Origin of the sequence: Streptomyces buecherae (assembly GCF_014295035.1) — a bacterium.
Lineage (GTDB): Bacteria > Actinomycetota > Actinomycetes > Streptomycetales > Streptomycetaceae > Streptomyces > Streptomyces youssoufiensis.
In genome coordinates this window covers 3,995,448-4,022,137 of the sequence record NZ_CP060404.1, presented here as the reverse complement: position 1 = coordinate 4,022,137, position 26,690 = coordinate 3,995,448, and the positions used below count along the sequence as shown (strand labels likewise).

General features: G+C 73.1%; 19 protein-coding genes. 16 read left to right on the top strand and 3 right to left on the bottom strand.

Translation table 11 applies throughout. The features are described 5' to 3' along the window. Positions 1-198: 198 nt before the first annotated feature. The 16 genes from casA (at position 199) to H7H31_RS15245 (ending at position 20,877) form a co-directional block, all read left to right on the top strand. Complete coding sequence (gene casA, locus H7H31_RS15320; RefSeq protein ID WP_308284266.1) at positions 199-2,121, top strand: type I-E CRISPR-associated protein Cse1/CasA; 1,923 nt, start codon at positions 199-201, stop codon at positions 2,119-2,121. Then, complete coding sequence (casB, locus tag H7H31_RS15315; protein WP_232109873.1) at positions 2,118-2,801, top strand: type I-E CRISPR-associated protein Cse2/CasB; 684 nt, start codon at positions 2,118-2,120, stop codon at positions 2,799-2,801. The genes casA and casB overlap by 4 nt, the downstream gene beginning before the upstream one ends. Positions 2,802-2,972: 171 nt before the next feature. Next, positions 2,973-4,133, top strand: coding sequence for a type I-E CRISPR-associated protein Cas7/Cse4/CasC (cas7e, locus tag H7H31_RS15310; protein WP_187062557.1), 1,161 nt, complete (start codon positions 2,973-2,975; stop codon positions 4,131-4,133). Beyond that, positions 4,130-5,044, top strand: coding sequence for a type I-E CRISPR-associated protein Cas5/CasD (gene cas5e, locus H7H31_RS15305; RefSeq protein WP_187062550.1), 915 nt, complete (start codon positions 4,130-4,132; stop codon positions 5,042-5,044). Before cas7e ends, cas5e begins: the two co-directional genes overlap by 4 nt. 6 nt (positions 5,045-5,050) lie before the next feature. Beyond that, positions 5,051-5,854, top strand: coding sequence for a type I-E CRISPR-associated protein Cas6/Cse3/CasE (cas6e, locus tag H7H31_RS15300; protein ID WP_187117936.1), 804 nt, complete (start codon positions 5,051-5,053; stop codon positions 5,852-5,854). Between the two features lie 310 nt (positions 5,855-6,164). Then, entirely contained in the window at positions 6,165-6,497 is a 333-nt protein-coding gene (locus tag H7H31_RS15295) for a hypothetical protein (RefSeq protein ID WP_176163073.1), read from the top strand. 53 nt (positions 6,498-6,550) lie between these two features. Then, positions 6,551-6,862, top strand: coding sequence for a pore-forming ESAT-6 family protein (locus H7H31_RS15290; RefSeq protein ID WP_176163074.1), 312 nt, complete (start codon positions 6,551-6,553; stop codon positions 6,860-6,862). A gap of 199 nt (positions 6,863-7,061) precedes the next feature. Then, positions 7,062-7,442, top strand: coding sequence for a DUF6507 family protein (locus H7H31_RS15285; RefSeq protein ID WP_187060030.1), 381 nt, complete (start codon positions 7,062-7,064; stop codon positions 7,440-7,442). A 13-nt stretch (positions 7,443-7,455) separates the two neighbouring features. Further along, entirely contained in the window at positions 7,456-10,275 is a 2,820-nt protein-coding gene (locus H7H31_RS15280) for a hypothetical protein (protein ID WP_187117935.1), read from the top strand. A 9-nt stretch (positions 10,276-10,284) separates the two neighbouring features. After that, the gene (locus H7H31_RS15275) at positions 10,285-10,929 is read left to right on the top strand and encodes a hypothetical protein (RefSeq protein ID WP_187059654.1); all 645 of its coding nucleotides are present in this window, start codon (positions 10,285-10,287) and stop codon (positions 10,927-10,929) included. 476 nt (positions 10,930-11,405) lie between these two features. Beyond that, complete coding sequence (locus H7H31_RS15270) at positions 11,406-11,720, top strand: hypothetical protein (RefSeq protein ID WP_232109871.1); 315 nt, start codon at positions 11,406-11,408, stop codon at positions 11,718-11,720. Further along, positions 11,714-13,045, top strand: a complete 1,332-nt coding sequence (locus H7H31_RS15265) for an EsaB/YukD family protein (protein ID WP_269475452.1) — start codon at positions 11,714-11,716, stop codon at positions 13,043-13,045. The genes H7H31_RS15270 and H7H31_RS15265 overlap by 7 nt, the downstream gene beginning before the upstream one ends. A 525-nt stretch (positions 13,046-13,570) precedes the next feature. Beyond that, complete coding sequence (locus H7H31_RS15260) at positions 13,571-14,485, top strand: nucleotide-binding protein (protein ID WP_232109870.1); 915 nt, start codon at positions 13,571-13,573, stop codon at positions 14,483-14,485. Then, the gene (eccCa, locus tag H7H31_RS15255; protein WP_187060978.1) at positions 14,482-18,555 is read left to right on the top strand and encodes a type VII secretion protein EccCa; all 4,074 of its coding nucleotides are present in this window, start codon (positions 14,482-14,484) and stop codon (positions 18,553-18,555) included. The genes H7H31_RS15260 and eccCa overlap by 4 nt, the downstream gene beginning before the upstream one ends. A 7-nt stretch (positions 18,556-18,562) precedes the next feature. Further along, on the top strand, positions 18,563-20,155 hold the full coding sequence (locus tag H7H31_RS15250) for a DUF6177 family protein (RefSeq protein WP_187060977.1): 1,593 nt from the start codon (positions 18,563-18,565) through the stop codon (positions 20,153-20,155). Positions 20,156-20,469: 314 nt separating this feature from the next. Next, positions 20,470-20,877, top strand: a complete 408-nt coding sequence (locus H7H31_RS15245) for a hypothetical protein (RefSeq protein ID WP_187059516.1) — start codon at positions 20,470-20,472, stop codon at positions 20,875-20,877. Positions 20,878-21,121: 244 nt separating this feature from the next. Here the strand turns inward: H7H31_RS15245 and H7H31_RS15240 are convergent, their stop codons facing one another. From H7H31_RS15240 to H7H31_RS33935, 3 genes are all read right to left on the bottom strand, one after another. Beyond that, a complete protein-coding gene (locus H7H31_RS15240) occupies positions 21,122-22,186 on the bottom strand; it encodes a PP2C family protein-serine/threonine phosphatase (RefSeq protein WP_187118247.1) in 1,065 nt (354 codons plus the stop codon). Between the two features lie 614 nt (positions 22,187-22,800). Continuing rightward, a complete protein-coding gene (locus H7H31_RS15235) occupies positions 22,801-23,478 on the bottom strand; it encodes a S1 family peptidase (RefSeq protein ID WP_372454558.1) in 678 nt (225 codons plus the stop codon). 651 nt (positions 23,479-24,129) lie between these two features. After that, positions 24,130-26,526, bottom strand: coding sequence for a serine/threonine-protein kinase (locus H7H31_RS33935; RefSeq protein ID WP_232109869.1), 2,397 nt, complete (start codon positions 26,524-26,526; stop codon positions 24,130-24,132). Positions 26,527-26,690: the final 164 nt, after the last annotated feature.

Genomic DNA, 26,690 nt, shown 5'->3' with positions numbered 1-26,690 from the left:
CAACGAACGCGGGGCCAACCTTCGCCGTGAGACGAGCACGAGACGAAGAAGGGGAACACCCCCGGCGCGCCGGGGCGCGGACGCCCACATTCAGCCCCGCATTGGGAGATTCTTGCATTCGCCCCGTGTACCGTCGCCGTCTGTGCCAGTCTGATTACTCCCCCCACCCAAGACGAAGAAGGTTTCCCGGAGGCTGGGTTGTGGAGTTTGCTCGATGAACCGTGGTTGCTCGCACGCACTGCGGACCAGGGGGAGACGGCTGGACCGCATGCGTGGACGCAGTCGGCGGAACGCGCGGTAGGCGTAAGGGAGTTGCTTCTGGACGCCCACCGGTTCCGGGACATCGAGGTGGACATCCCCACCCAGAAGCCCGCGATCTTCCGGCAGCTCCTGCTGCCCCTCGTGGTGGATGCCCTGGGTTTCCCGAAGGGCGCCGCTGACTGGGTCAAGCGGTTCGCTCGGGGGGCGTTCTCGGATGCCGAGCGCGACGGACTCGTTCGCTACTTCGACACCTACGGCGGCCACTTCGACCTGTTCTCCGAGACCGACCCGTTCGCGCAGGTCGCGGGGTTGCGTACGGCGAAGGGTGAGACGAAGACGTCCGCGCTGCTGGTCGCCACCGCGGCCCAGGGCAACAACGTCCCGCTGTTCTCGTCCCGTACCGACGCCGACCCACTCGAACTGACTCCGGCCGAGGCCGCCCGCTGGCTGCTGCACACGCACTGCTGGGACACGGGTGCCATCAAGACCGGGGTCGAGGGCGACAGCCAGGCCAAGGGTGGCAAGACCACGGGCAACCCGGTCGGCCCGCTGGGCCAGTTGGGCGTCGTCATGCCGCGAGGCAGCACGCTCTACGAGACGCTGCTGCTGAACATCCCGTACGGCAAGACCCGTCTCAAGGACGACCTGCCCCAGTGGCGGCGGCGTGAGCGCGACGGCGGCGTGACCGGCTCGACGGCCACGCCGAGCTGGCAGACGCGGCCGGCGGCCGGCCCGTTGGAGACGTGGACCTGGCAGGCCCGGCGCGTCCTGCTCGTCCGCGAGCAGACGGCCGACGGGGGCGACCGCGTCACCCGGGCCGTCGTGGCCGCCGGGGACCGGCTCTCCCAGGTGTCCCAGGACCACGAGACCCACACGGCCTGGCGGCACGAGAGCCCGGCGTCGTACGCGCGGCGCAAGGGCAAGGCGGCCGAGGTACCGCAGATCCGTCCCCTGCGGCACCGGGTGGGGCGCGCCGCGTGGCGCGGGCTCGATGCCCTGCTGGCCGTGGACCGTCGCTCGTCCGACCCGACCAAGGCCCCGGCCGATCAGCACACTTACATCACGAGTGAACTGCTGAAACAGCTCAGTACGACGCGCCAGGACTACGACACGCCGGCGTCAGACTATGCGCTCCAACTGGAGATGACCGGCATCGCGTACAGCACCAAGCTCGGCTCCATCGAGGACCTGTTCTTCGACGAGATGCCCCTGCCGCTGACCGCGCTGGACCGGGACGGTAGGACGCGCGGCGCGCTGCTCGGCGCCGTGAGCCAGGCCGAGCAGCTCTCCCTCGCCGTCAACCGGCTCGGGGCCGACCTGCGCCGGGCCGCCGGCTCCGATCCTTTGCCGCGTGGTGCCTGGGAGTACCCGGGCGAGGCCCTGCTGCACGCCCTCGACCCGCTGGTACGGGTGCTGCTGGTGAGGCTGCGGGAGGCCGACGAGGACGAGGACGCGATCGAGGCGCACGCGGCTGAGTGGGAGGAGCGCGCCGGGAAGGAGACGTGGAAGGTGGCGGAGCAACTCCTCAGCAACGCCGCCGCGCCCGGTCTCTTCCATGGCCGCGTGGTGACGCGGGGTGACACCAGCCGGGTGTACCGGCTCAGCGAGGCGGAAGCAGCGTTCCGCAAGAGCCTCGACAAGATCCTCTGGCAACGTGCCGAACGCCGCGCCGAGCAGCGGCGCGCTCGGGCCGCCGAAGCCGAGGCGGAAGTCGCTCAGCCGGGCGCCCCCGAGGCCCAAGCCCCGCAGCCGGACGCCCCCGAGGCCGACAGCCCCGACAGCTCAGACAACCCCGACACCCCGGGCGCCCCCGATACCCCCGACTCCGACAACCCGACGACCGAAGGGCCCTCGCGGTGAGCATCCCACCCCAGGCCGCGCCGAACTCCGCGACCGCTCCGCACTCCGCCACCGCACCGAACTCCGTGACCGCACCGGACCCGGGCCCCGCCCGGGTCACCCGGTACTGGCACCGGTACCTGGACGCCAAGAAGGGGAGCTGGTACGGGTTCGCGCCGACCGGCCCTCCGGGCGAGGAGCTGGCCGATCTGCGTGCGGGGCTCGGTCAGGACGCCGGCACGGTGCCCGCGATGTGGCCGTACTACACGAGCCCCACCGACGGGGAGGTCACGCACGCACTCGAAGCCGAGCACGGCGCGCTCGCGCTCTACGGCCTCCACCAGCAGAGCCAGCAGCGCCCCATGCACAAGCCGCAGGTGGGCCTCGGTTCCGCCCTGCGCTCCCTGCGGGTGGCCGACCGGTTCAGCCCGGAGGCGCTGGACCGGCGCGTGGCGGCGGCCGTCAACGCCACCTCGGTACGGGCCCTGCTCTACCGGTTGCGCGGCCTGGTCCCGCAGCTACGGGCCGAGGGCATCGGCCTGGACTACGACCGGCTGATGCGGGACCTGGAGCGGTGGACCCACCCGGAGCAGCGGCAGCGCGTCCGCCGGACGTGGGGGCTGGCCTACCACGTGTGGAAGCCCGCGAACCAGGACACCGAGGGCACCGGAACCGACGGCGAAGGTCCGGCGCGCTCGTAACACCGGGCACGCCCCTGACACCGGGCACGCGCCCGCCACCGGGTACGCCCCCGCCACCGGGCACGCGCCCGCCACCGGGCACGCGCCCGCCACCCCACCCACAGACCCGCTTACTCACCAAGCCGGAAGAACCGTCCGGCCCCCTACCCGACCCCTGGAGGTCCCGTGGAGCTGCCCGCTCCCCGCGCGTACGTCGACGTACACATCCTGCAGACCGTCCCCCCGGCCAACCTCAACCGTGACGACCAGGGGAACCCCAAGGAGGCGTTCTTCGGCGGGGTGCGCCGCTCCCGCGTCTCGTCGCAGGCGTGGAAGCGCGCCACGCGCCTGCACTTCACCGACCACCGCGAGCCCGACCAGGACCAGGCGACGCGCACCCGCCGCGTCGCCGCCGCGCTCGCCGCTCGCATCGGTGACACCACCGGGCTGGACGACGAGGGCGCCGCGCGCCTCGCCACGGCGCTGCTGGCCCCGTTGAAGATCCGTGCGGGCAAGAAGGAGGGCGACACGGCGTACCTCTTCTTCTACGGGCACCGCCAGCTCGACGCCGTCGCCGCGCTCGTCCGGGACCGGGCCGCCGAGCTGGTCGGCCTGGGTGACAAGGCGCTGGCCGCCGAGATGGAGAAGCTGCCGATCCAGGAGGTGTTCACCTCGGGACACCCGCTGGACGTGGCGCTCTTCGGGCGCATGGTCGCCGACATCCCGGCGCTGCGCGTGGACGCCGCCGTGCAGGTCGCGCACGCGCTGTCCACGCACGCCGTGGAGCTGGAATTCGACTACTTCACGGCCGTGGACGACGAGGCGCGCAAGGGCCAGGAGACGGGCGCCGGCATGATCGGCACCATCGGCTTCAACTCCGCCACCCTCTACCGGTACGCCAGCGTCGGGCTGCACCAGCTCCGGCACAACCTGGACACCGACGAGGACGCGATCAAGGGCGTGCAGTCGTTCGTCACCTCGTTCGCCCGCTCCGTACCCAGCGGTTACGGCAACTCCTTCGCCCACCGCACGCTGCCCAGCCTGGTGGCCGTCGTGGTCCGTTCCGACCAGCCGGTCAACCTGGTCTCCGCCTTCGAGGAACCCATCGCGCCGGACGCGGGCATCGCGGCCAAGTCGGCGCGGCGGCTGGCGAAGGAACACACCGAAGCGGTCAACCAGTGGGGCGACGCCCCCGACCACACCGCCGTGTGCCACGCGTTCGACGAGACCTCCGACACGGGGAGCGCCATCCGAAAAGCCTTCGGCGACGCGGTGACCTTCCCGCGACTCCTCACCGGCCTGGGCGAGCACCTGACCTCCCTCGTCGCCCCCAGCGTTCCGGCCGCCCGATGACGGTCCCCGACCCCGCGCACGCCGCCGCCACGCCCCCCGACGCCGCCGGCGAGCCAGCCGTCCTGCTGTTGCGCCTCGCGGGCCCGCTGCAAGCCTGGGGCTACCACGTCACCGCCAACAACCGCCGCGACACACACTCCGAACCCACCAAGTCCGGCGTGATCGGCCTGCTGGCCGCCGCCATGGGCCGCGACCGCGACGAGCCGCTGGGCGACCTGCTCGACCTGCGCCTGGGCGTACGCGTCGACGTGCCCGGCACGCTGCTGCGCGACTACCACACCGTCTCCGACTACCGGGGCCGCCCGCTGCCCCAGTCCGGCGTCTCGGCCAAGGGCGTGCAGCGGCCCACGCAGCCGGCCAAGTACACGCACGTGACCAGCCGTTACTACCTGCAGGACGCGACGTTCCTGGCCGCCCTGGCCGGCCCCCGAGACCTGCTCGAACGCCTCGACGCGGCCGTCCGCGCCCCCGCGTTCCCGCTGGCCCTGGGCCGCCGCTCCTGCCCACCCACCCAGCCACTGGCGCTCGGCTTGCGGGAAGGGGAGTTGGCGCGGGTGATACGGGAAGAGCCATGGCTGGCGTCGAAGCGGGCTCGGATGCAGCACGCCGCACGGATCGGCCGCGAACGGGGCGTCAACCGCCCCGTCTACACGGCGACCACCGACGTGTCCGTGACCGTGGAGAGCCCCGAGGGCGACGACGAGCTCCGCGACGCCCCGGTCTCCTTCGACCCACACGCCCGCCGCTTCACCACCCGACGGGTGTGTCGCGACTGGTGGGAGATTCCCACCGGATTCCCGAAAGCCGACCTCGAACCCGACCCTGGTTCCCACCCCGACCCCGAGCCCGATGCCGACCCCGCCGCCCACGACGACGCCGGGCACGACCCGTTCGCCCTGCTGGACAGGTGACCTGCGATGACCTACCTCTCCCGCGTACGCATCAACCCGCTGCGGGCGGAGAGCCGCCGCCTGCTGGCCAGCCCCCGCGCCATGCACGGAGCGGTGCAAGGCGGCCTGCCGGGCGAGTCGGACGAGCGCGTGTTGTGGCGCCTGGACGCGGACAACCCGCGCCGGCCCCACCTCATCGTCCTCACCCCATCCAAACCCGACTGGACGCACGTGATCGAGCGGGCCGGCTGGCCGGAGGCGGACGGCGAGCACGCGCTCGTACGCGACTACGCCCCGCTCCTCGCCCACATCGCCACCGGCCGCGAGTACGCGTTCCGGCTGACCGCCAACCCGGTCCAGAACACCACGACGCCCCTCGCCCTCACCCCCGCCCAGGCCGACCGCCTGGCCGAGCTCCCCGAGGGCAAGAAGCCCCGCGGCTTCCGCCTGGCCCACCGCACCGCGGCGGCCCAACTGGGCTGGTTCCTCGACCGCGCAGAACGCTGGGGCTTCGAGGTACCCAAGTCCCGCACCGACCTCGCGGCCCCCGGCCTCACCCCGGACGCCCCACCCGCCACCGAGGCCACGAACGAGCACGCCTCCGACGCCCACGAGGTCCGCATCACGGCCCGCCACCGCCACTCCTTCCTCAAGGGCGGCCAGGGCGCCCACGTCACCTTCCACAGCGCCACCTTCGAGGGCCACCTCCGCGTCACCGACCCCGAGGCCCTCACCGCCCGTCTCCTCGGCGGCATCGGCCCGGCCAAGGCATACGGGTGCGGGTTGCTGACGTTGGCGCCGGTGGCGGGGGTGGGAAACGGGGCGGGGTAAGCCTGTGAACGGGGCGCCGAAGCTGCCGCTCGGCCGGCGCTGGGGCCGGAGGAGGGGGCAGGGCACACTCATATGCGCCCCGGAGTGCGATCCAGCCACCCTTGAATCTTCAACCGCCCTGGTAGACAGGGGTGTTGCCGCTCCCCGTATGTATGTGTTGTGTCTCAGGTGTTCGATACACGTTGCACCACGGCGGTGCGGCACTGTGTACTCGGATCAGCACACTGTCGTTGTATCGTCGCGGCAGGTGATCAACGGGGCGTGTCCGTCGGTGGGGGCGGAGACCGTACGGGAGGGGTTACCAGTGGGCATGAAGTTCGACATGGGCAGCCAGACACTCTCCACGCTGACGAGCCAGTCGCGCTACTCGTCGGACGATCTCGGCGGCCTGATCAGGCAACTGGTCGACGCGGCGCAGCCGCTGGAGGGCAAGTTCAACGGGCAGGGCAAGGCGGCGTTCGACCAGTTCAAGGCGCGGTCGGACGAGGTCACCGCGGGGCTGAACGCCGCGCTCGCCAAGATCCTCGGCGGTCAGACCGGTATGGACAAGGCGTTCACCTCCGGTGACCAGGAGGCGGCCGAGAACGCCAACCAGTCGATGGCCTCGGCCAACTTCGACGCGGCGCGCTTCGGCGGTCGCTGAGCCGGCGCACACCACCCGGCAGCCGCAGCCAGACGCAACTGAGGGGGAGCACCATGGGCGCGAATTCTGACCGCAACAGCTACGACGGCGGCGCCTCCAGCGAGGTGCAGGGGAGCCTGGGCAGCATCGTGGCCCGGCTGGAGGCCGTCATCACCGACCGGGACCGCCAGGTCAAGGCCGCGATGGCCGACTTCCAGGCGGATGGCGTCTCCGATCAGTACCACGCTGCCGAGCAGCGCTGGAACCGTTCGGCGAGCGAGGTGCGGGAGATCATCCGGCTCGTTCGTACGACGCTGGAGAAGAACGACGGCACGGCACAGTCGGCCCTGAGTCGAGCCAAGTCGGCCGTGGACGGCATCGGCTGAGTCCGCGCGTCGAGCACGGCCACCCGACCGCGCGGAACCCGGCGCGCGGGCCGGCAGGCCCGCAGGGCGGGGCCGTGCGGGGCGGACAGCGGTACGTAGCGCGCGCCGGTGCGCCCCCTCGGGCGAGCGGTAGCGCGGTGGCATCCGTACACCCTGGTGTGGGGTGCGGGCAGCACACAGATGGTGGGGGAGGCAGTCGATGACGGGCTGGGACCTACAGCCGCCGGACATCGGACGGACACTGCAGGACACGGTCAAGATCGCCAAGGAGCTGCAGGCGCAGGCGAAGGCGTTCGGTGAGCACCTGAAGGGCGCGGCGACCGACGCGGGCACGCTCGCCATGGGTGGCGAGAAGCCGGAGGCGGGCCTGGTGGGTCTGGCGCTCTCCGAGTTCGCCCCGCACGCGGAGAAGGACCTGCGGTTCGTCGCGGCGCGCTCCGCGAAGTCCGTACAGGGAGCGAGCGAGGCGACGACCGCGTACATGAACGGGAACTTACAGATGGCTGCCGACGCCCAGCGGGAGGCCCGCAAGGCACCCGATCCGGACTTCGGCAAGCCCACGGGGGAGAAGAAGAAGTAGGTGGGGGGTCGTCATGGGTGACACGCCGGACCGGATCGACCCGTCAGGCATCCCGACGTTCACGGGGAACCTGCCGGAGCTGGAGAAGCACATCGCGGGCCTGCGCGGGGACGCGAGCAAGGTGCGGAAGACGGGTGCGGACACGCACACCGAGTTCCAGAAGCTCTCGTCCTTCTACAAGGCGCCGGAGGCCGACCAACTCTTCGCCACCACCCAGCCGGTGCGGGACACCGCCGACCGGTTCGCGGACGACCTGACCGCGGTGGCCTCGGCGTTGGAGGGGTACGCCACCGAGGTCCGCCCGATCAAGGAGAAGCTCGACCGGCTCCGGGCCGAGGCCGTGGCCTTCGTCGAGGACATCGAGGACGACGACGACTGGCAGTACGACGGCGACAAGGTCGACAAGAACAACGACCTGGTCAAGGACGTGTCCGCGACCGTCGCCCAGTTCTGGGCCGCCGAACGCGCCGCGGCCAACAAGATCACCAGTCTGGTCAACGGCGGCACCGTGTGGCGGGAAGACGACGGTTCCGGCGGCAAGAACATGTACGGCTACAGCGTCGACGACATGAAGAAGGCGGGCGAGACCCCCTGGGGCAAGGCCGTCGAGGAGAAGCACCACGCCTGGGAGATCGGGCACTGGGCCAAGAGCTTCGTGTGGGACGGTTTCATCGTCGAGGGCGTGTGGGGAACGCTCAAGGGGCTCGGCGGCCTTGTCGGCCTCCAGGGCTGGGAGACGTTCAAGCAGTCCTGGAAGGGTCTTGGCCAACTCGCCACGGGGCTCGCGATCCTGACGGTCCCCGGCGGGTTGATCGCGTACGACCTGTTGCCGGAGGGCGGCGTCAAGAACTGGGCCCGCGACAGCCTCAAGACCACCAAGGAAGTCGGCAAGTCCATGGTGGCCTGGGACGAGTGGCGCAAGAACCCGGGCAAGGCGGCGGGCCTCGTCGGCTTCAACGTCGTGACGACCGTCGCGACGGGCGGCGCCGGCGCGGCGACGAAGACCGGTACGGCGGGGAAGATCGCGGCGACGGCGGGCAAGGTGGGCCGCGCCGTGGACCCCATGACGTACATCGTCAAGGCCGGTGCGGCCGGGCTCGGCAAGATGCCGAGGATCGGCGACGTGACGGCGAGCCTGACGGGCCTGACGACGGTCAAGGGCGTCGACCTGCCCGACGGCAGCATCCGCCTCCCCGACGGCCAGGTCTTCGACCCGGCGAGCCCGAACCCGCCGGAGCTGCCCCCGGGCAAGTCGGGCGTGGAACTGCCGAACGGTGTGCCGCGGCTGGACGTGCCGGAGGGCGCGATTCTCACACCGGAGGGTGAGTACCTATGCAAGGACGGCACGCTACTCCACGGCGACGGCACGGTGAAGCAGTCCCGTGATCAGATACAGCACGAACTGAGCGCGAACGACCGCGCGGCGTTGGACGCCGCTGGTCCCGGAGCGGGCTCGCGTACGGGGGACGGCGCTCCGCTGGGCCGTTCACCCGACGAGGCGGCTGGTGTGCGGGTGCCCGAGCGCGAACTGGTTGTGGTGGGTGCGCGTGGTGGGGACGACGTGGCCCGGGTGGGGGACGACGCGTCGCGGGTCGGCAGTGATGTGGGGCGCGTGGGCGATGACGCGTCGCGCGCCGGCGGTGATGTGGGGCGCGTGGGCGACGATGTGTCGCGGGGCGGTACGGGTCCGGGTACGGGCGCGGTGGGTGACCGGCCGCCGATGAGCCCGGTGGCGCATGCGGGCGGAGACGGGCCGGGCGGTGGCGGTTCCGGCCCGGGCAACGGGCCTGGGGACGGGCCTGGGGACGGTCCTGGTTCGGGTCCTGGCCGTGGGCCTGGCTCCGGCCCGGGTGACGGGCCTGGCGTGCGGCCGGGTGACGGCCCGGGCTCGCGACCGGATGTCGGGCCGGGATCACGGCCTGACGCGGGGCCGGGTGGCGGACCTGGGCGTGAGGTGCCGGGTGGGGGTAGTGGTGAGCTGCCGGGCACGGGTGGCGCTGGACGCGACCTGCCGGAGTCCGGCGGCGGGCGTGGGCCCGAGGCTGGGGCTGGGGAGCCTGTGGGGCGGGTTGGGGATGAGGCGGAGTCGGGTGTGCCGGGTGGGGCGGCGGATGAGGGGGGTGGAGACGGCGCGGGCGTCTCTGAGCGCCCCCCCGAGGGGCACGGCGAGGCGCCGTCGGGCCGTGAAGGGGCTCCGGGGCTGGCCGACCGCGTACCTCATCAGAGCGGTCCGATGAGGCCGGAGGCTGAGGCGGGCGTGACGGATCAGCTCAATCGCGCGAAGGTACCCCTGCAAGATCAACAGCGCATTCTCACCCAACTGCGCAAGTCGGATTACGGGGCTAGCATCGCGGAGATCGTTAGCTCGGGCCGCTTCGCCGAGGTTGAGGGCTTCAAGCAGGTGCTTTTTGATATAAAGAACAAGCAAGAGCAAGAGGCCGTGCATATGGCTCTCCATCACGCCGTTGACCTTGAGCGCAACGGGGTGAGGGTTGAGCGGTTGGGTTTCGAGAATAAATTGCCGGGCGACAAATTGGATTTGGACGTGTACGCCCGCACGGCTGATGGATCGATCGATTACGGCTATCAACTCAAGGGCGTGCAGAGCGTGGACGGCATTCGCAGTGCCGCGAAAAAAATCGCCCGGTCTCAGTTGGGTGGAGAACTGCCGCACAAGATTGCCATTCTAGATGTGCATTCGGGGCGTGCTGCGTTCACGGCGGAGCATATGGCAGATATCGCGCACTTCTCCAAGAGGTCGGATATCGTATTCCATCTACGCTTCCAGGATGGGTACGTCACCGTGCCGCCCAACAGCAAGTTGTTTCCGTAAGGAGGATTTATGGCCTGGTTGATGCGCGCTCCGGAACACTGCGGTGCATGGGTGTGGGAGTTGAAGAAATATGCTCCGCCAGGGGTGGAGAATGCCCTTGTGGTTGCGGAGCGTGTAATGCGCGTGCTTGGGAAATGGCGCCTCCACACCCCGCACGCTCTGTCTTTCGACTGGTATGCGGAAGCGGGGGGCGGGACTGGGTTCTCCTCGCAGCTCGCCCTCAAGTTGCCCGTTGCTGCTCAGTCCGTGGCCGAACGTATCGAGGGTGCCCGACCGGTCGGCATCTCTGGAGGAGAGGTCGGGGACATCACGATTCATGGGTATGGAGAATGGATCGATGAGGAGGGAACTGCGCACCCTGAGAGCAATCTCATCGAACTCATCACTTCTCCTGACCCCACCGGCCTTTCGATCGAGATCGCAGTGTTTCATGACGTGTGGATGACTCACGACTATTTCGGGCGGCCTCACCCCGTATTGCATCAACGCAATGCCCCGCGTCTTGCCGCTGCGCTGGAGGAGATCGACGGCTTGTTTGGTGTGGCGGCCATGCCTGGCGAGCCCACCTATTTCGGAGTGGCCGAGGGTTACGAGATCGCGAAGCCTGATCTCGATGGCGACGGTTTTGGCCCGAATCTGACGGATAAGATGTAGGCGACGGATCGTGTGATCAGGGGAGCGGCCTATGAAGCTCTGCTACTTGCCCGTCCTGAGGGAGCGCTGGGTGTAGCGACAGGTAAACGCTCGATCTCCAGCCGTACGGTGCCACGACGCTACGTATGTGCATTGTCTCAGGGCGGGCGATGAAGTGGAAACGCCGTTTGGGTGCTCGGGTGAAGAAAATGAAGGGAGCGCTGGCCGCAGGGCTTTGGTGCGGAAGCGCCTCCCCGGCGGCAGCCACTGTGAGATGCCGGCCGAGGGGCAGGCGCCTCGCGCGTACGCACCGTCACTGATCGCCGTGGCGCCAACTGCCCGCCGCATCGCGACTACTCACCGCCCGCGCCACGGCGGCCACCATCGCCGCAGCTCACCCCACGATGCCCCCACCCAACCACCACTCCCCCCGCCGACTGTCACACCCACCCCGTAAGGTGTAGGCAGTGCAGCACGGAGCGTGAGGGAGGGGAGCCTTGGCGCGGGACTACGACAGTCAGTTGCTGGAGTCGGTGGCCGTGCGGCGGCGGCGGTTGCGGGATGCGGCGTTGTTCGGGGCGCAGCGGTCGCGGCGGTCGCTCGACGAGAACGTGGGGAAGATCCTCGGGGGGATCGCGCTGGCTGCCGTCGTGTGTGCCGGGTGTGTGGGGTGGTCGTTCATCTCGGACAAGTTGGCCGACCAGGAGCGGGAGAAGGAGAAACGGGAAGCGCCGCGGGCGGTGTCGGTCGCGGTCGTTGACGGGGAGCGGCTGGCGTGGGGGCCGGTGGTCCGGGTGGGTGCGTCGTGGTGACGTCCACGGAGCGGCGGGCGGGGCTCAGTCGCGTGACGCTGGTCGGTGGGCGGCGGCGGATCGACATGCTGCTGCCGGCGGACGAGCCGGTCGGCGAACTGTTGCCGAGCATCATCGAGATGGTGGGAGACCGGCCGGGCAGGGAGCCGATGTTGCGGCGGCTCGTCCTCGCCAACGGGGCGGTGCTGGCGCAGGACGACACGTTGGCCTCGTTGGGGGTGCCGGACGGCGCCGTGGTGCGGCTGGTGCGGGAGGTGGAGACGCCCGCCGCGCCGGTGGTGCACGACGTGAGTGACGAGACGGCGGACGATCTCGACGTGCGCGGGTGGCGTTGGGACGAGCGCACCCGGGTGTGGGCGGCGGGGGCCGCGCACCTGGTGCTGGCCCTGGTCGCCGCCGCGTACGCGCGGCACTGGCTGGGCGCCGACGAGACGGGTGTCCCGCTCGTGGTGGGCGCGTTGGTGGCCGCGGCCGTGGGGGCGCCCGTGGCGCGGTGGGTCGCGCGGCCGGTCGGGACGGTGCTGGTGTTGCTGGCCGGCGGGCTCGGGGTGTTCGGGGCCTGGACCGTGACCAGTTCGTCCGGGGCGCATGACGTGCGGCTGATAGCCGTCGGGAGCGCGGTGGTGGGGACGCTGGCGCTGCTCGGGCTGAGTACGCCGATGGGGCGGGGCGCGCTGGTGGGTGCCGGGGCGGTGGCCGCCGCCGTGGGGGGTTGGGAGCTGGGCTGGGCGCTCACGGACGGGTACCGGGTCGGTGTGGTGCTGGGTGTCGGGTCCGTGTTGTCGTTGGGGCTGCTGCCGCGGCTCGCGCTGATGGGGGCCGGGCTGACGCGCCTGGACGACCAGCGGGCGCAGGGCGCGTCGGTGAGTCGGCACGGGGTGGACGTGGCGCTGGCGGCCACGCATCGCGGGCTGGCGTTGGCCACGGTGACTGCCGCGGTTTCGGCCGCGGCGGGAGGCTGGCTGGCGGTCGAGCACGCCGACGCGTGGACGGTGGGGGTGGCCGCCCTGCTCGGTGTCGTGCTGCTCTCGCGGGCCCGGGCCTTTCCGCTCGGCGTGGAGGTGGTGGTGCTCCAGGCCGCCGCCGTGGTGCTGGTGACGCGCCTGCTGGTGCTGTGGGCCGAGCGCGGTACGACGTATCCGCTGCTGGCCCTGGCGGGCGCGGCCCTGGTGCCGCTCGTCGTGCTCGCGGTGCGTCCGCCGGATCATGTGCGGGTACGGCTGCGGAGGTTGGCGAATCTGGTGGAGGCGGTGGGCGTCGTCGTGCTCATACCCGTGGCCATCGGGGCGTTCGACGTGTACGGGCGGCTGTTGGACACGTTCTGAGGCACGTGGTGAAGCACGGTGTGGGACACGCTGTGAAGCACGTTCTGAGAAGGGGCTATGGCGGCGGCGCAGGGGGACTGGCAACACGAGGTGTTCCGGGAGTTGGGCGGCCCGCGAGGCGGCGTGCCGCCCGTGGCGGCTCCGGTGGAGGCGGCCCAACGCGACGGCGGGCGACCCGAGTCCGAGCGTCCCGGGACGGCGGGCCCGGCCGTGCCGGCAACGGGCGACGTCGCCTCGGCGCGAGCGGGTGCGGCGGAGCCGCCGGCGCGGGGTGAGCCCGAGGATGCCCGGCCGCGCGAGGCGATTCCCGCCGTGGAACCGGCGGCTCCGGGTCACCCGGGACGCGCCCCAGAGCAGCCGGGGCCGGCTCCAAGCCAGCCGGGGCAGGCCCCAGGGCAGCCGGGACCGGTCGCGGGCCAGCCGGGGCCGGCCGGGGGCCAACCGGGGCACGCCCCGGGCCAGCCCGCCCCGACCGGGCCCCCGGCCCCGTACGCCGACGCGCGGCCCCTGGTCACGCCCGAGTCCGTGCCCCTGGTGCCGCCCGAACTGGCCGGCGCCGAGGGGCCGGTGCGGCGCGGCGAGGGGCCGGCTCGGCGCGCGGGGCGGGCGTTGGTGCGTCTGGTGTCGTCGGCCGCCCGGGAGAGCGCCGCGTTGACGGAGGCGGTGCGCGCCATCCAGCAGCCGGTGACCACCGGCCGGCAGATCGCCGTGACCAGCATCCGCGGGGGCAGCGGGAAGTCCACCGTGGCCGCCCTTCTGGCGCTCACGTACGCGCACTACCGGGCCGATCCCGTGCTGGCGGTGGAGGCCGATCCGGCGCTTGGCACGCTGCCGCGGCGGCTGGGCGCGTCGGAGGTGCGCTGGACCTGTGCCGACCTGGCCCGGATCGTGGACCCCTCGATGCGGATCACCGACCTCACCGGCTACCTGGTACCGCACGCGAGCGGCGGTTGGCTGCTGCCGGGGAGCCAGGGGGCGGTGGGGGCCCAGCTCGACGTCGACACGTACCGGACCGTGATGACCTCCGTGCGGCGTTACTTCGGGACGACGGTCGTGGACTGCGAGACGCTGCCGGCCACGGTGGCCCGTACGGCGCTGACGACCACGCAGGCCCGGGTGTTGGTGACGCCCGCGACGGTGGAGGGGGTCGCGGCGACGCGGGCCGTGCTCGACTGGGTCGGCGGGCTGCACCGCAGCATGCTGCCCACCACCGTGGTCGTCCTCAACCACACGGTGCCGCACGACAGCCTGAAGGTGGGCAGGGCCGTCGAGCGGTTGGAGGCCGGCGGCGCGCGGGTGGTGGCGCTGCCGTACGACCGGCATCTGGCGCCGGGCGGTGAGGTGCGCACCCGGATGCTGGCGCAGCGGACCGTGGAGGCCACGGCGCGGCTCGCCGCGACCGTGTTGGAGCGGTCCATGGCACGGGAGCGGCGACGATGAGCGTACGTGTCGTGCACCGGCCGGCGCGGACCACGCGCCCGCTGCCCGCGCCGGCCGAGCGGCGCATCGAGCCGCCGCCCAACCTGCCGGAGGGCCAGGCCGGGTCGGTGGCGACGTCGCTGCTGCCGATGGCGGGTGTGCTCAGCTCCGTGGTGATGATGACGGTGGTGCGCAACAGCCAGTTCGCCGCGATCGGGGCGGTGGTGCTGGTGGTGGCCGTGATCGGCGGTGTGTTCCTGTTGTTCTCGCAGCGGGGGCGGGCCCAGCGCACCCGGCGCACGCAGCGCGAGCGGTACCTGGAGTACCTGGAGGGGCTGCGGGAGGAGCTGAGCCGGGAGAACCGCGAGCTGCGGGCCGCGGCGCGGGTGCTGGCGCCGCCGCCCGAGGCGCTGTACGACCTGGTGAACGACCCGGCCAGGCGGTGGGAGCGGCGGCGGCTCGACCGGGACTTCCTCGACGTGCGTCTCGGCACCGGGCAGGCGCCGGTGCGGGCGCTGGTCATGGAGGAGCAGAGTGGCAGCGTGCTGTCCCCGCCGGACCCGTTCATGCTCAACGAGGCGGCCGGGCTCCAGGAGCGGTTCGCCTCCGTGCCCGAGGCGCCGCTGACCGTGCCGCTGGACCGGGCGGGCAACGTGAGCGTGATCGGGGAGCGCGCCCAGGTGCTGCGGATCGCGCGGACCATCGCCGTGCAGGTGGCGGTGTTGCACGCGCCGGACGACGTGGCGTTCGCGTTGGCGGCTCCCGAGGAGCGGCTCGACGACTGGGCGTGGGCCAAGTGGCTGCCGCACTTCCTGGACCCGCAGGAGTGGGACGGCCCGGTGCACGCCCGGCGCATCGCGTCCTCGCCGCGCGCGCTGGCCGCGGCGCTCACCGGCGAGCTGCGGCAGCGGGCCGGGTACGCGGCGGAGGTGCGGCGCGGCCTCGCCGGGCGGGAGGCGCTGCGGCTGGGCAAGCGGTTGCTGCTCATCCACGACACGCACGGGGCGACGGCCCACGAGCCGCCCCGCCCGGACGAGGCGGTCTCGCTGCCCGACATGGGCGTCACCGCGCTGCACCTGCTGGCCCGCCGGGTGGACGAGCCGGGACAGGTCTCCGTACGCGTCACCGTCGGCGACGACGGGCACACCGTGACCGTGGAGGACCTGCGCGGGGAGACGCCGACCACGGTGACCGGCACGTTGGACGAGGTGACCGCGGCCGGCGGGATGGGCCTGGCCCGCTCGCTCGCCCCGCTGCGGCTGTCGGCCGAGTCCGCCGCGTCGGGCACCCCGCTGTCCGGGCCGGTGGACTTCCCCGAGCTGATCGGCGTCCCGGACCCGGCCGCGCTGGACATCCCCAGGCTGTGGACGCCACGCCGGGACCAGAACTTCCTGCGGGTGCCGATCGGGCTCAGCGACGCCCACGAGCCGGTGCTCCTCGACCTCAAGGAGTCGGCCGAACTGGGCATGGGGCCGCACGGGTTGTGCGTGGGCGCCACCGGCTCCGGCAAGAGCGAACTGCTGCGCACCCTGGTGCTGGCGCTCGTCGCCACCCACCCGCCGGACGACCTGGCGATGGTCCTCGTGGACTACAAGGGCGGCGCCACCTTCGCCCCCTTCGCGTCGCTGCCGCACGTCGCCGGCGTCATCACCAACCTGGAGAACAAGGCCGGCCTGGTGGAGCGCGTGCACGCCAGCCTGTCGGGCGAGGTGAAGCGGCGGCAGCAGGTGCTCAAGGACGCGGGGAACATCGCGGACATCTCCACGTACGCGGCCACCCGCGCGCAGCGCCCCGAGCTGGGCCTCGACCCGCTGCCGCACCTGTTCGTGGTCATCGACGAGTTCGGCGAACTGCTCACCGCGAAGCCGGACTTCATCGACCTCTTCCTGTCCATCGGCCGCATCGGCCGTTCCATCGGCGTGCACCTGCTGCTGTCCAGCCAGCGCATCGAGGGCGGCAAGCTGAAGGGCCTGGACACCTACCTGTCGTACCGGCTCGGCCTGCGTACCTTCTCGCCGGACGAGTCGCGCACGGTCCTGGACACCGCCGACGCCTTCCACCTGCCGCCCATCCCCGGCTTCGGCTACCTCAAGGTGGACACGAGCGCGTACGACCGGTTCAAGGCCGGGTACGTCTCGGGCCCGTACCGCGGCCCCGCCCGGCTCGACACGGACGCGGACGCGGGGCCGACCGCGCTGCCCTACCCCACGTACAACACGCTCGCCGCGCGCGGCAGCGAGGCCGGGGACGGTGAGGAGGGCGGCGGGGCGCCGGTCGCGCCGCCGCCGCGCCGCACCGTCGGCCCCACCCTGCTGTCGACCATGGTCGACCAACTCGCCGGGGCCGCCGCGCCGGTCCAGCAGATCTGGCTGCCGCCGCTGCCGGAAGCGCTGACGCTCGACGCCACGGCCGGCCCGGTGCGGGCGGAGACACGGGGCCTGCGGCTGGCAGGGCGCCCGCCCGGCGGTCCGCTGCGCGTCCCGCTGGGGCTGCTGGACGACCCGGCGCGGCAGTGGCAGGGTCAGTGGGTGCTCGACCTGACCGTCGCCGGCGGGCACGCCGCCGTCATCGGCGGCCCGGCGGCCGGCAAGACGACGCTGCTGCGCACGCTGGTCCTCGGCCTCGCCCTGACCCACACCCCGCAGGAGGTCGGCGTCTACGGCCTCGACCTCGTCGGCGGTGGTTTGCAGGCGATGGCGGGGCTGCCGCACGTCGGCGGCGTCGCCGGGCGCTCGGACCGCGAGCGCGCCGCCCGCACGGTGGAGGAGGTCCGCGCGATGCTCACGGCCCGCGAGGACGTCTTCCGCGAGCGCGGCATCGACTCCGTGGACGAGCTGCGCCGGCTGCGCGCCCAGGGCGAACTGCCCGAACTCGGCTCCACCGACGTCGTGCTGGTGATCGACGGCTTCGGGGAGCTGCGGGAGGCGTTCGACGAGTTGGACGACGCGGTGGTCGAACTCCTCAAGCGGGGCAGCGGGTACGGCATCCACGTCGTGGCCGGCATGTTGCGCTGGAACGAGGTGCGCATCGCCGCCCAGTCCGCCTTCGGCACCCGCGTCGAACTGCGCCTGAACGACCCGTCGGACAGCACGGTGGGCCGTCGCCTCGCCGAGACGCTCACCCCCGACGAGCCGGGCCGGGCGCTGACCGACGCCAAGCTCTTCGCGCAGGTGGCCCTGCCCCGCATCGACGGGCTGGCCACGGCCGACGAACTGGGCGCGGCGACCGAGCAGGCGGTGCGCGCCGTCCGAGCCGCCTGGTCAGGACCGCCGGCGCCACCCGTGCGGGTGCTGCCCGCCAAGCTCGGCGCCCACCGGCTGCCGGGCCCGGAGGCCGAGCCGCGCCGGGTGCCGCTGGGGCTCGACCAGAACGCGCTCCAGCCGGCGCTGCTCGACCTGTTCCGGCGGGACCAGCACCTGCTGGTGCTCGGCGACGGCGAGTGCGGCAAGACCAACGTGGTGCGGCTCGTCGCGCACGGCCTCATGGAGCGCTACACCGACGACGAGGTGGTCTTCGCGGTCCTCGACCCGCGCCGCGGCCTGCACAGCCTCATACCCGAGGCGTACCGGGGCGGGTACGCGTACAACACCAACCTGGCCGCCGGTCTCTCCGGTGCCATCGCCACCGAGCTGGCCCGGCGCATGCCCGACGACGCGCTGGCGCCCGAGGTGCTCGCGGCGGGCGCCAGCGATCCGACCGGGCCGCGCATCGTGGTGCTCGTGGACGACTACGACGTGCTGGCGGTGGCCGGTCAGCAGCCGTTGGAGCCGTTCCTGCCGTTCCTGCCGTCCGCTCCCGACATCGGGCTGCACTTCGTCATCACGCGGCGCGTGGCCGGCGCCTCGCGGGCGATGTACGAACCGTTCCTGATGACGCTGCGCGAGAGCGGGACGGCCGCCCTGGTGATGACCGGCGACCGGTCGGAAGGCCAGCTCTTCCCCGGCGTCTACGCCCAGGACCAGCCCGTCGGGCGGGGCACGTTGGTACGGCGCGGCGCACCGCCCCGGCTGATCCAGACGGCCCACGCCCCGCCCACCACAGCCAGGGACCACGCGTCCGCAGCGCACGAGCAAGGGGACGAGCACAGGTGATCGCCGCATGACCAAGGACGTGATCGCGCTCACCGAGCGCATGCCCGACACCTGGAGCCTGCTGACCGGGCTGCTGTCCGGCGGGCCCGACGTCACCATGGGCACGGCCGCCGACGGCGCGGTCATCCAACTCTTCGACGCCGAAGGCCGCCCGCTGGCCTCCGTCGAGACGCCCACGCTGGTCCGGGTGCCCGGTGAGGTGAGCCGGCTGCTCGGCATCCGCGCGGACGGGCCGGTGTGGTGGACGGAGGTCAGGGCGGCCACGGCGGGCCAGGGCTCCGACCGGCTCGCCGGCGTCCTCGCCTCCCGCCTGGTGTCCCAACTGGGCGGCCGGGTCTGGCCGGCCGACGCGTTCGTCACCGATCTCGGCCGGCCGGTCAGCGGGCTGACCGGCGCCGCGCGGCCCGCCGCCGCCCAGCCCGCCGTCGACGTGCTGAGCGACCGGGCGGCCGTGGTCATCCAGGACCGACCGCTGGTGGCGATGACCTCGTGGCTCGCCGAGGCGCTGCGCGCCGCGGCGGACAGCGACCGCGGGTTCCAACTCGTGACCCCGGCCTCCGCCCGGCTGACCCTGGCCACCCGGGCCGCGCTGGCGGGCGCCCCGAACCGCTGGGTCGTGGGCGACGGGGCGAGCGGGTACTACGACGGCCTGTCCGGTACGGAGCTGCGCTGGTCCGACGGTGCCTTCATGCCGGCCGGCGCGACCGCGTCCGCCTTCACGGCGGGAGGCGCCCTCACGGCGGGAGGGACCGCCGCGCCGGCGGCCGGGCCCGGGGAGGCGGCGGGGGACGGGCCGGCCCGCGAGACGCAGCTCGCCCTGTCCATCCGTACCCGCAAGCCGGCCGAGGCCGAACTGCTCCTCGGCGGGGCGCTGGAGGCCGCCTGGCGACACCTGCTGGGCGGGCCGCCACACGGCTGGGGCACCGCCGAGCCGGCCGGACAGCCCTGGTCGCGGGCGGAGTTGACCGACTTCGTACGGGACCGCTCCCCCGCGCCGACCTGGACTATCGCCGTCGGGGACCCGGACCGGCCGGCCGTCGCGACCCTGCGCACGGTGCTGACCACCGGCGGCGTCGAGGAGGAGCTGACCCTGACGCTGGGCTACCGCGCACCGGGAGAGGGGGCCACCTCGGCCGACGGTGTCGAGGTGGCCGACGGTGTCGAGGTGGCCGGCGATGCCGAGGTGGCTGGCGATGCCGAGGTGGCTGGCGCTGCCGAGGTGGCGGACGCGTTGGCGCCGGCCCGCTTCGCCGATCTCGCCGCCGAACTCGCGGCCGAGCACGGCCTGGTCTCGATGCTGGTGCAGCGCCGCGCGGCCCGGGCCGACCTGACGGTGCCGCCCTGGTTGGAGGGGGCGCCCACGGTGCTGGGCTTCGCCGTGGGACGCGAGGACGTACGGGCCGCCGGCCTCACCCGCGCCCGCCGCCCACCGCTGCCGATACGTCCGATCCAGCTCGGCCCGCTGGACCGGGCCGCCTTCTACTACCCCTTCGCGGAGACCGAGCCGGGCGCCGGCTGGGACGCCCTGGAGGACCTGGTCACCCACCTGCGCGAGGCCGCGTCCCCCACCCCGGAGTCCCCGGGCGCGGCGCGCGGTTAGCCGCACCGCCGTGTTCCGCCGCCCCGCCCTCTCTCCCGTCGTGGCGGGCCATGGGGGTGGCCGGTGGGTAGGGGGCGCCCGCCCCGACACAGGGGCACGAAGGGGGCTCGTGTCGTGGTGGGCGTGGGGCCCGCAGGGTGTGCCGGGGCGGGGGGCAGGCATCATGATGGGGCACCTCACGTGGCGGGGCGGGGGAAGGCTGGTGCCGGCGGGCGCGTGAGGTCGCTGTTGTTCCTGAAACAGACACTTGCCGTGCCCTGGAGCCGACGTGAGCTGGCCGGCTGGCGCGGCCCGGACCATCGGGGGAATCCGCGATGAGGGTGGAGTGGCGCCTTTTTCACGCACAGGTCAGGCCCGTCCCCGAACCCCTCGACACGCCCCGGGTGTTGGCCGGCGCGTATGCCGGCGCGTTCGTGTCGGTCGCGGTGCTGCGGGCGCTCGGCCTGTTGGCGGATCCGGTCACCGTGCTGGTCGTGTTGGGCGTGCTCGCCGTTGGCCTGGGCGTCTGCGCGCGCCTGGTCGCCGCCCCGGGCATAGCCGCCGTGTGCTGGGTCTTCCTCAACAGCGTGGCCATCACCCCGCGCGGGCGGCTGAGCTGGGCCGGCTACCCGGAGGCGGGCCGGATCGGGGTGCTGCTCGCCGCCGCGGTGTTCGGCACGGTCATCGCGCGGGTCAGCCACGCGCGGCGGGCCTACCGGCGTACGACCGTGGGCCATCACTGAACCGTCGCCCGCTGAACCGGCGTCCGCTGAACTGTCGTCCGTTGAACCGTCGGGCGCTGTACCGCCAACCGGGCCCGCCCCAGCCCGCGCGCCCGCTCCGCACGGCCAGGCCCTGAACCCGGCACAGCCAGCCCCTGAGCCCCGCGCGCCAGAAGCCCGAGACTGCCGAGCCTGCCCCACCACGCCCCGCGCCCCCGCGCTCCCGCACGCCCGCGCCCCCGCACGCCCGCGCCCCGCACCCCGCTCAGCGCACCGCGTCCGTGGCGGGTGGTGGCGGGCAGGGCTCGTCGGACCGGTAGCGGACCAGCAGCATGGCCGCGTCGTCGTGAGGTGGGCCCTGGGTGTGGGCGACCAGGTCCTGGCGCAGAGCCTCCACCGCGGCCTCGGGGTCGGGGGCGCGGAGCAGGGGGGCGCGTTGTTCCAGCGGGTAGAAGCGGTCCTCGGCGTCGCGGGCCTCGCTGACGCCGTCGGTGTAGAAGAGCATCTGGTCGCCGGCCGCGAAGTCCACGGTGTGCGGGTGCGGACCCTTCGTCCCCTGCAGGGCGAGGCCGAGTGGCAGGGCCCGTTCGGGCGGGGCCAGGAACGCCGCGGTGCCGTCCCGCCGTACCACCAGCGGGGCCGGGTGGCCGTAGTTGAGCAGCGTCATCGACGGTTCGGACCCGCACCCCGGGTCGGGGCCCGGGCCTGACTCGGCGAGCACGGCCGTGACGAACTTCTCCGCCGTCAGGTGCCGTTCAAGGGCGTGTTCGAGGCGCTCCCCGACGGCCGTCAGGGTGGGCTCGTCGTAGGCGGCCTCGCGGAACGCGCCCAGCACGACCGCCGCCGTCTCGACCGCCTCCAGGCCCTTGCCCTGTACGTCGCCGACGATGGTCCGCACCCCGTACGGCGTGGCCACCACCTCGTACAGGTCGCCACCGATCCGGGCGTCGGCCACCGCCGAGGTGTACGAGACCGCGACGCGCAGCGACCCGGCGGCGAGCGGCACCGGGCGCAGCAGCACGCGCTGCGCGACCTCGGCGATCGAGCGCACGCTGGCCAACTCCTCCTCGCGCTGCTGCCGCATCACCGCGGCGACCAGGCCCGCCACCGTGACGCCGGCGACCGACACGAGCGCGGTGATCCCGCGACGGTGGGCCAGGAGGTCGTCGTAGATGCCGAGCCCCACGGTCAGGGCCAGCGCGAGGGAGCCGATCCACGCGGTGCGCCGCCAGCCGCCGACGAGGCCGGCGAAGGCGGGGCCCAGCGACATCAGGGGCAGGAACCCCACGCCCGCGCCCGCGGTCAGGTCCACCACGGCCACGACCACCATGACCGCGTACGGGATCGCCTTCAGCACGCGGGACGGCTGATGCGCTGCCACCACGGATACAAGCCCTTTCTTCGGGGTGCGCCCGTGGATGCCTGCCCGGTCGGGCCGCGCCGGTCGGCGGGCCTCCTGGGATCGCCCCCGTGCCGCCGCTGACGGCCCGCGCCCCCGCCCCCTGCCACCCGTGCGTCAGCGGGCCGCAGCCCCGCGCGGGGGTGGGTTTCGCTGGTGGGTGCGCTGCGGCGGAAGGCACGACGGGGACAGCGAGCGCTTACCACCCCCACATGAGTGTGCACCGTTCGCCGCTTTTCCGCTGCCTCTTACCGTGGCGCTTTCCGCCCGACGTGCCTTGGGTGCCAGGTATATCCGGTGGTGGTCGGCGAGTTCGGGCCCGCGGCACGGCCGTCGGCGGCGCCGTCCCGGGCCCACCCCGGCCCGCCCGGCCCGTCGCCTCGGCGTCGAACGACGAAGGGCGCCGGCCGTCGCGGAGGCGATCGACCGGCGCCCGGACGGGAGCGGGGGCGCTGCCCGCGGCGGTGTGACCGCGCGGGGCAGCGCCCCCGTCCCGAGGCGTTCCGTCAGCGCGCGTCACCGCGCGCGACGGGGGGTGGCGTTGCTCAGACGCCCGCGACCTGCTGGATCCACGAGCGGTACGCCGTCACGTTGGTGTACGCCGTGGTGGTCTGGCGGTCGCTGGTGGAGGCCACGCCGACCTGGATGCCGTTGGCCATCATCGGGCCGCCGGAGTCGCCGCCGGCCGTGATGCCGTTGCCGCGACGGGCGCAGATGGCCTGGCCCTGGTACGCGTCGCGGCAGCCGCCGGTCACGGTCACGTTGGCGACCTTCAGGAACTGCGACTGGCAGTTGATCTCGGAACCGCACTGGGACGTCGCGCCCCAGCCGTACACCTGGACGCTCTGGCCGGTCTGGACCGAGCCCGGCTGGCCGAGCTTGGCGTAGGTGGCGGACACGGAGCGGTCGAGGCGGACCAGCGCCAGGTCGGACGACGCGTGCGTGACCGTCTGCGCGCCGTTGGCCATGGTGCCGCCGCTGGTCTGGTCGAGGCTACCGATGCGGAACGAGAGGCCACCGCCGGTCACACAGTGCTTGGCGGTGAGGATCCAGTTGGCCGAGATGATGGTGGCGGTGCAGGTCTGCCTCCCGTTGGAGAACAGCCGAGCGGCCCAGGGGCCACTCTGCGCGTACCCGCCGCCGATGATCTTGGTTTCAACGCTCGACGGGGTCGAGGGCTTGGGGGCCGGCTCGGCGGCGGTGGCGGTACCGGCGAGCGTCATGACGGATGCCGAAGCGGCTACGAGTGCGGGGATCAACCTGGATATACGCAAGGTTCCTCGTTTCCGAAGACGCGCGATTTCTCGTGCGTCGGTTTGCCAGGGGGCGCTACCAGCATTCCGAAACCTTGTTGAAGCGGGTAGTAACATTTTTCCATAACACGCGGCTATAGCCCGGGCGCCGTCAGGTGCGCCGCCGGCGGTGTCCGCGTGGCGGGTCGGGTTGCCGGATGACCGTGCATGTATGCAGGTCAGAGGCTATTTGAAGGGGTGCTTGCGGGCGTCGGAGTGGGCGCCCGCGATTCCCCTCCTTCGCGGCGTAAAGGGCGGAAGGTGTGAGAACCGCGCCATCTCGTGACGTCCCGGCGTAAGGGGATTTCTGTTTCCGGAGCGCGGATGTGCGTTTATTGGGCGAGAAAGTGGGAGGTGGTTGCGATAGGTAGTCGAGGCAATCCCGTACTCAATAGGTATCCGCCACAAGCGTCCGGTGGATGAATTGCATTCCTTGGGGAGTTGACGTCGGAGGGGTGGCGATAGGTTCCCTCGCCACATCTTCCGAACGCCGCGCGGCGTCGTGCCGGCGTACGCCCACGCCGGGCCCCGCCCCGAGCCCACCACGGGGGTCGGGCACGGGGCCGGGCACCGGACGGGGCGTCAGCCGATGCGCGTGAAGGGGGTCATCTCCTGCTGGAAGCCGACGGTCCGGTAGAGCTTGCCGTCGCTGCCGAAGGCGAACGACGAGGCGCTGTCCGAGGGGCAGTAGCCGTTGGACGCGCCCGTGTCCACGTCGGTCGGGCCGACCGACATCCGCTTGCCGCCGTCCTCCATGGCGACCAGCGTGGCCGTTGACGCGCAGTGCCCGGCCCCGTCGTAGCTCAGGGTGATCACGTGCTGACCGGGCGACGCCTGCCGGACCACCATCTGCTGCGAGACCGGACCGGCGTAGTTCTTGCGCTCCCAGGTGCCGAGGTAGCGCTGCGGGACCGCGCCCGACGAGGTGGGGCGGGAGGACGGCGGCCGTTGGGCGTCGCCGGTACCGGGCTTCTCCTTGGCGGGCGGGTCGGTGTCGTCGGGTGCGGAGTCGTTTCCGCGGGGCCTGTCGGCCGCGTCGTCGCCGGCGGCGGGCGCGTCCCCGCCCTCGTGTGCGGGGTTCTTGGCGTCCGCGTCGTCCCGACCCGGGTCGTCCTTCCCCTCCTTGCCGGCCTTGTCCTCATCCTTGCCCTTGCCCTTGGCGTTCTCCGCGTCCTTCGGGTCGCGCTTCGCGTCGTCCCCGGCCTTGCTCGCGGACGGCGTGGGCGTGGCGGTGCCGGACGCGGTGGGGCCGGCGGCGGTGCCGCCCCGGGTCGGGTCGTCCGAGGCGCCGTCACCCCGCGCGAGCAGCGCCGCGACGCTCGCGGTGGCGATCACGGCGAGCACCACCGTCGCGACCACCCAGCCCCTGCGCCGCCGCGCCGGGCCGCCCCGGTCGCGGGCGGGCCCTCCGGTCGGGGTGCCGGCGGGGTCGGGGGCGGAGACCTCGGGGCGGCGCGCGGAGCGGCCTGCCGCACGGCCCTCGGGGCGGCTCGCTAGCGGGGCTACGGGTCGGTCCTCGACCCGGTCCGCGACCCGGTCGTCGGGGGCGGGCTTGGCGGGGTCCGGCTCCTTGGCCGAACCCGAATTCCTGTCTCGGCCTGGTTCGTTGGCGGGGTCCGGCTCCTTGGCGGTCTGTGGTTCGTCGGCGGAGCCCGGCTCCTTGGTCGAGCCCGACCCCTCGGTGGCGGATGTCGCGGCGGGCGCCGGCGGCGCGACGGACGCATCCGACGCCCCAGTCGCCTCAGCCGCATTCGCATCCGCCACCTCGGACGCGTCAACCGCCGGCGTGGCAGCGGAGGCCGCGGACGGGACGGAACCCGCCGCGACCCCGGCGACCCCCGCAGCCCCCGCGCCCCCCGCAGCCCCCGCGCCCCCCGCAGCCCCCGCGCCCTCCGCCGCCTGCGGGCGGAGGCCGACCGTCGGTCTGCCCGGAGACGGGACGGCGTCCGCCGGCGGGCCGGGAACGTCGGGTGTGCCCGCTCCGGGGACGTCGGGCGTGCCAGGAGCGGGGTGGCGGGGTGCCCCCGGGGCCTCCGCGTCGAGGAGTCGGGCCGCCTGTTGGGCGAGCCGGGCCACCAGGGCCGGGGGCAGCCACGCGCCGTCGCCGGGCGCGGGTCGCGCGCGGGCCGGGTCGGCGAGCAGGTCGGCCACGGTGGGGCGGTCGGTGGGGGACTTGGCCAGGCAGCGGGCGATCAGCGCGCGCAGCGCGTCGTCCTCGACGGCGGTCAGGTCCGGCGCCGACTGGACGATGCGGAACATCACCGCGTGCTGGTTCGGGGCGCCGTGCCCGAACGGCAGCCGGCCCGTGGCCGCGTACATCGCCACGCAGCCGAGCGCGAAGACGTCGGCCGAGGGCCCCACCGCCTCGCCGACGACCTGCTCCGGGGCCATGAACCCGGGCGAGCCGATCACCATGCCGGTGCTGGTCAGCAGGGACTCGACCGAGGGTTGCAGGGCGCGGGCGATGCCGAAGTCGATGACGCGCGGCCCCTCGATGGTGAGCAGCACGTTGGACGGCTTGAGGTCGCGGTGCACGATCCCGGCCTCGTGGATGCCCCGCAGCGCCCGCGTCAGGCCGTCGAACAGCTCGTGCACCGAGGCCGTCGGCAGCGGCCCGTGTTCCCGTACGACCTGCTCAAGCGAGGGGCCCGGTACGTACCCGGTGGCCACCCACGGGCGTGGCGCGTCCGGGTCGCCCTCCAGGACCGGGGCGGTGAACCGTTCGCCGACGCGCCGCGCCGCGGCCACCTCACGCCGGAAGCGGGCCCGGAACTCCCTGTTCGTCGCGTGTTCCTCGTGCACGACCTTCACGGCCACGGTCCGCCCGCCCGCCGAGCGGGCCAGGTAGACCCGGCCCATGCCGCCGGAGCCGAGCCGGCCGAGCAGCACGTAGGGGCCGATCCGGGGTGGATCGGTCGGCGCCAGGGGCGCTATGCCGCTGATGCCGTCGCCCCGGTCGCCGTCGTGGTCGTTGTGCATGACGGACTGATCCCCCGATCGCCCCTGTGTCGTCGCTCGGCGGAAGATCACCGAACTCGGAGGCAGGATAGACGCCGCGGGTGACCGCGGTGCGGCGGCCACGGCCGCGCTCGCCCTCCGTGACCTGCGGCGTACCGTCCGGCACCGGAACCGCCACGGTCGTC

Bases quoted from the DNA above. Each gene is read 5' to 3' on its own strand.
- cas5e (WP_187062550.1), top strand. From the start codon at position 4,130: ATGACGGTCCCCGACCCCGCGCACGCCGCCGCCACGCCCCCCGACGCC.
- cas6e (WP_187117936.1), top strand. From the start codon at position 5,051: ATGACCTACCTCTCCCGCGTACGCATCAACCCGCTGCGGGCGGAGAGC.
- H7H31_RS15295 (WP_176163073.1), top strand. From the start codon at position 6,165: ATGAAGTTCGACATGGGCAGCCAGACACTCTCCACGCTGACGAGCCAG.
- H7H31_RS15290 (WP_176163074.1), top strand. From the start codon at position 6,551: ATGGGCGCGAATTCTGACCGCAACAGCTACGACGGCGGCGCCTCCAGC.
- H7H31_RS15285 (WP_187060030.1), top strand. From the start codon at position 7,062: ATGACGGGCTGGGACCTACAGCCGCCGGACATCGGACGGACACTGCAG.
- H7H31_RS15280 (WP_187117935.1), top strand. From the start codon at position 7,456: ATGGGTGACACGCCGGACCGGATCGACCCGTCAGGCATCCCGACGTTC.
- H7H31_RS15275 (WP_187059654.1), top strand. From the start codon at position 10,285: ATGGCCTGGTTGATGCGCGCTCCGGAACACTGCGGTGCATGGGTGTGG.
- eccCa (WP_187060978.1), top strand. From the start codon at position 14,482: ATGAGCGTACGTGTCGTGCACCGGCCGGCGCGGACCACGCGCCCGCTG.
- H7H31_RS15250 (WP_187060977.1), top strand. From the start codon at position 18,563: ATGACCAAGGACGTGATCGCGCTCACCGAGCGCATGCCCGACACCTGG.
- H7H31_RS15245 (WP_187059516.1), top strand. From the start codon at position 20,470: ATGAGGGTGGAGTGGCGCCTTTTTCACGCACAGGTCAGGCCCGTCCCC.
- H7H31_RS15240 (WP_187118247.1), bottom strand. From the start codon at position 22,186: ATGGTGGTCGTGGCCGTGGTGGACCTGACCGCGGGCGCGGGCGTGGGG.
- H7H31_RS15235 (WP_372454558.1), bottom strand. From the start codon at position 23,478: ATGACGCTCGCCGGTACCGCCACCGCCGCCGAGCCGGCCCCCAAGCCC.
- H7H31_RS33935 (WP_232109869.1), bottom strand. From the start codon at position 26,526: ATGCACAACGACCACGACGGCGACCGGGGCGACGGCATCAGCGGCATA.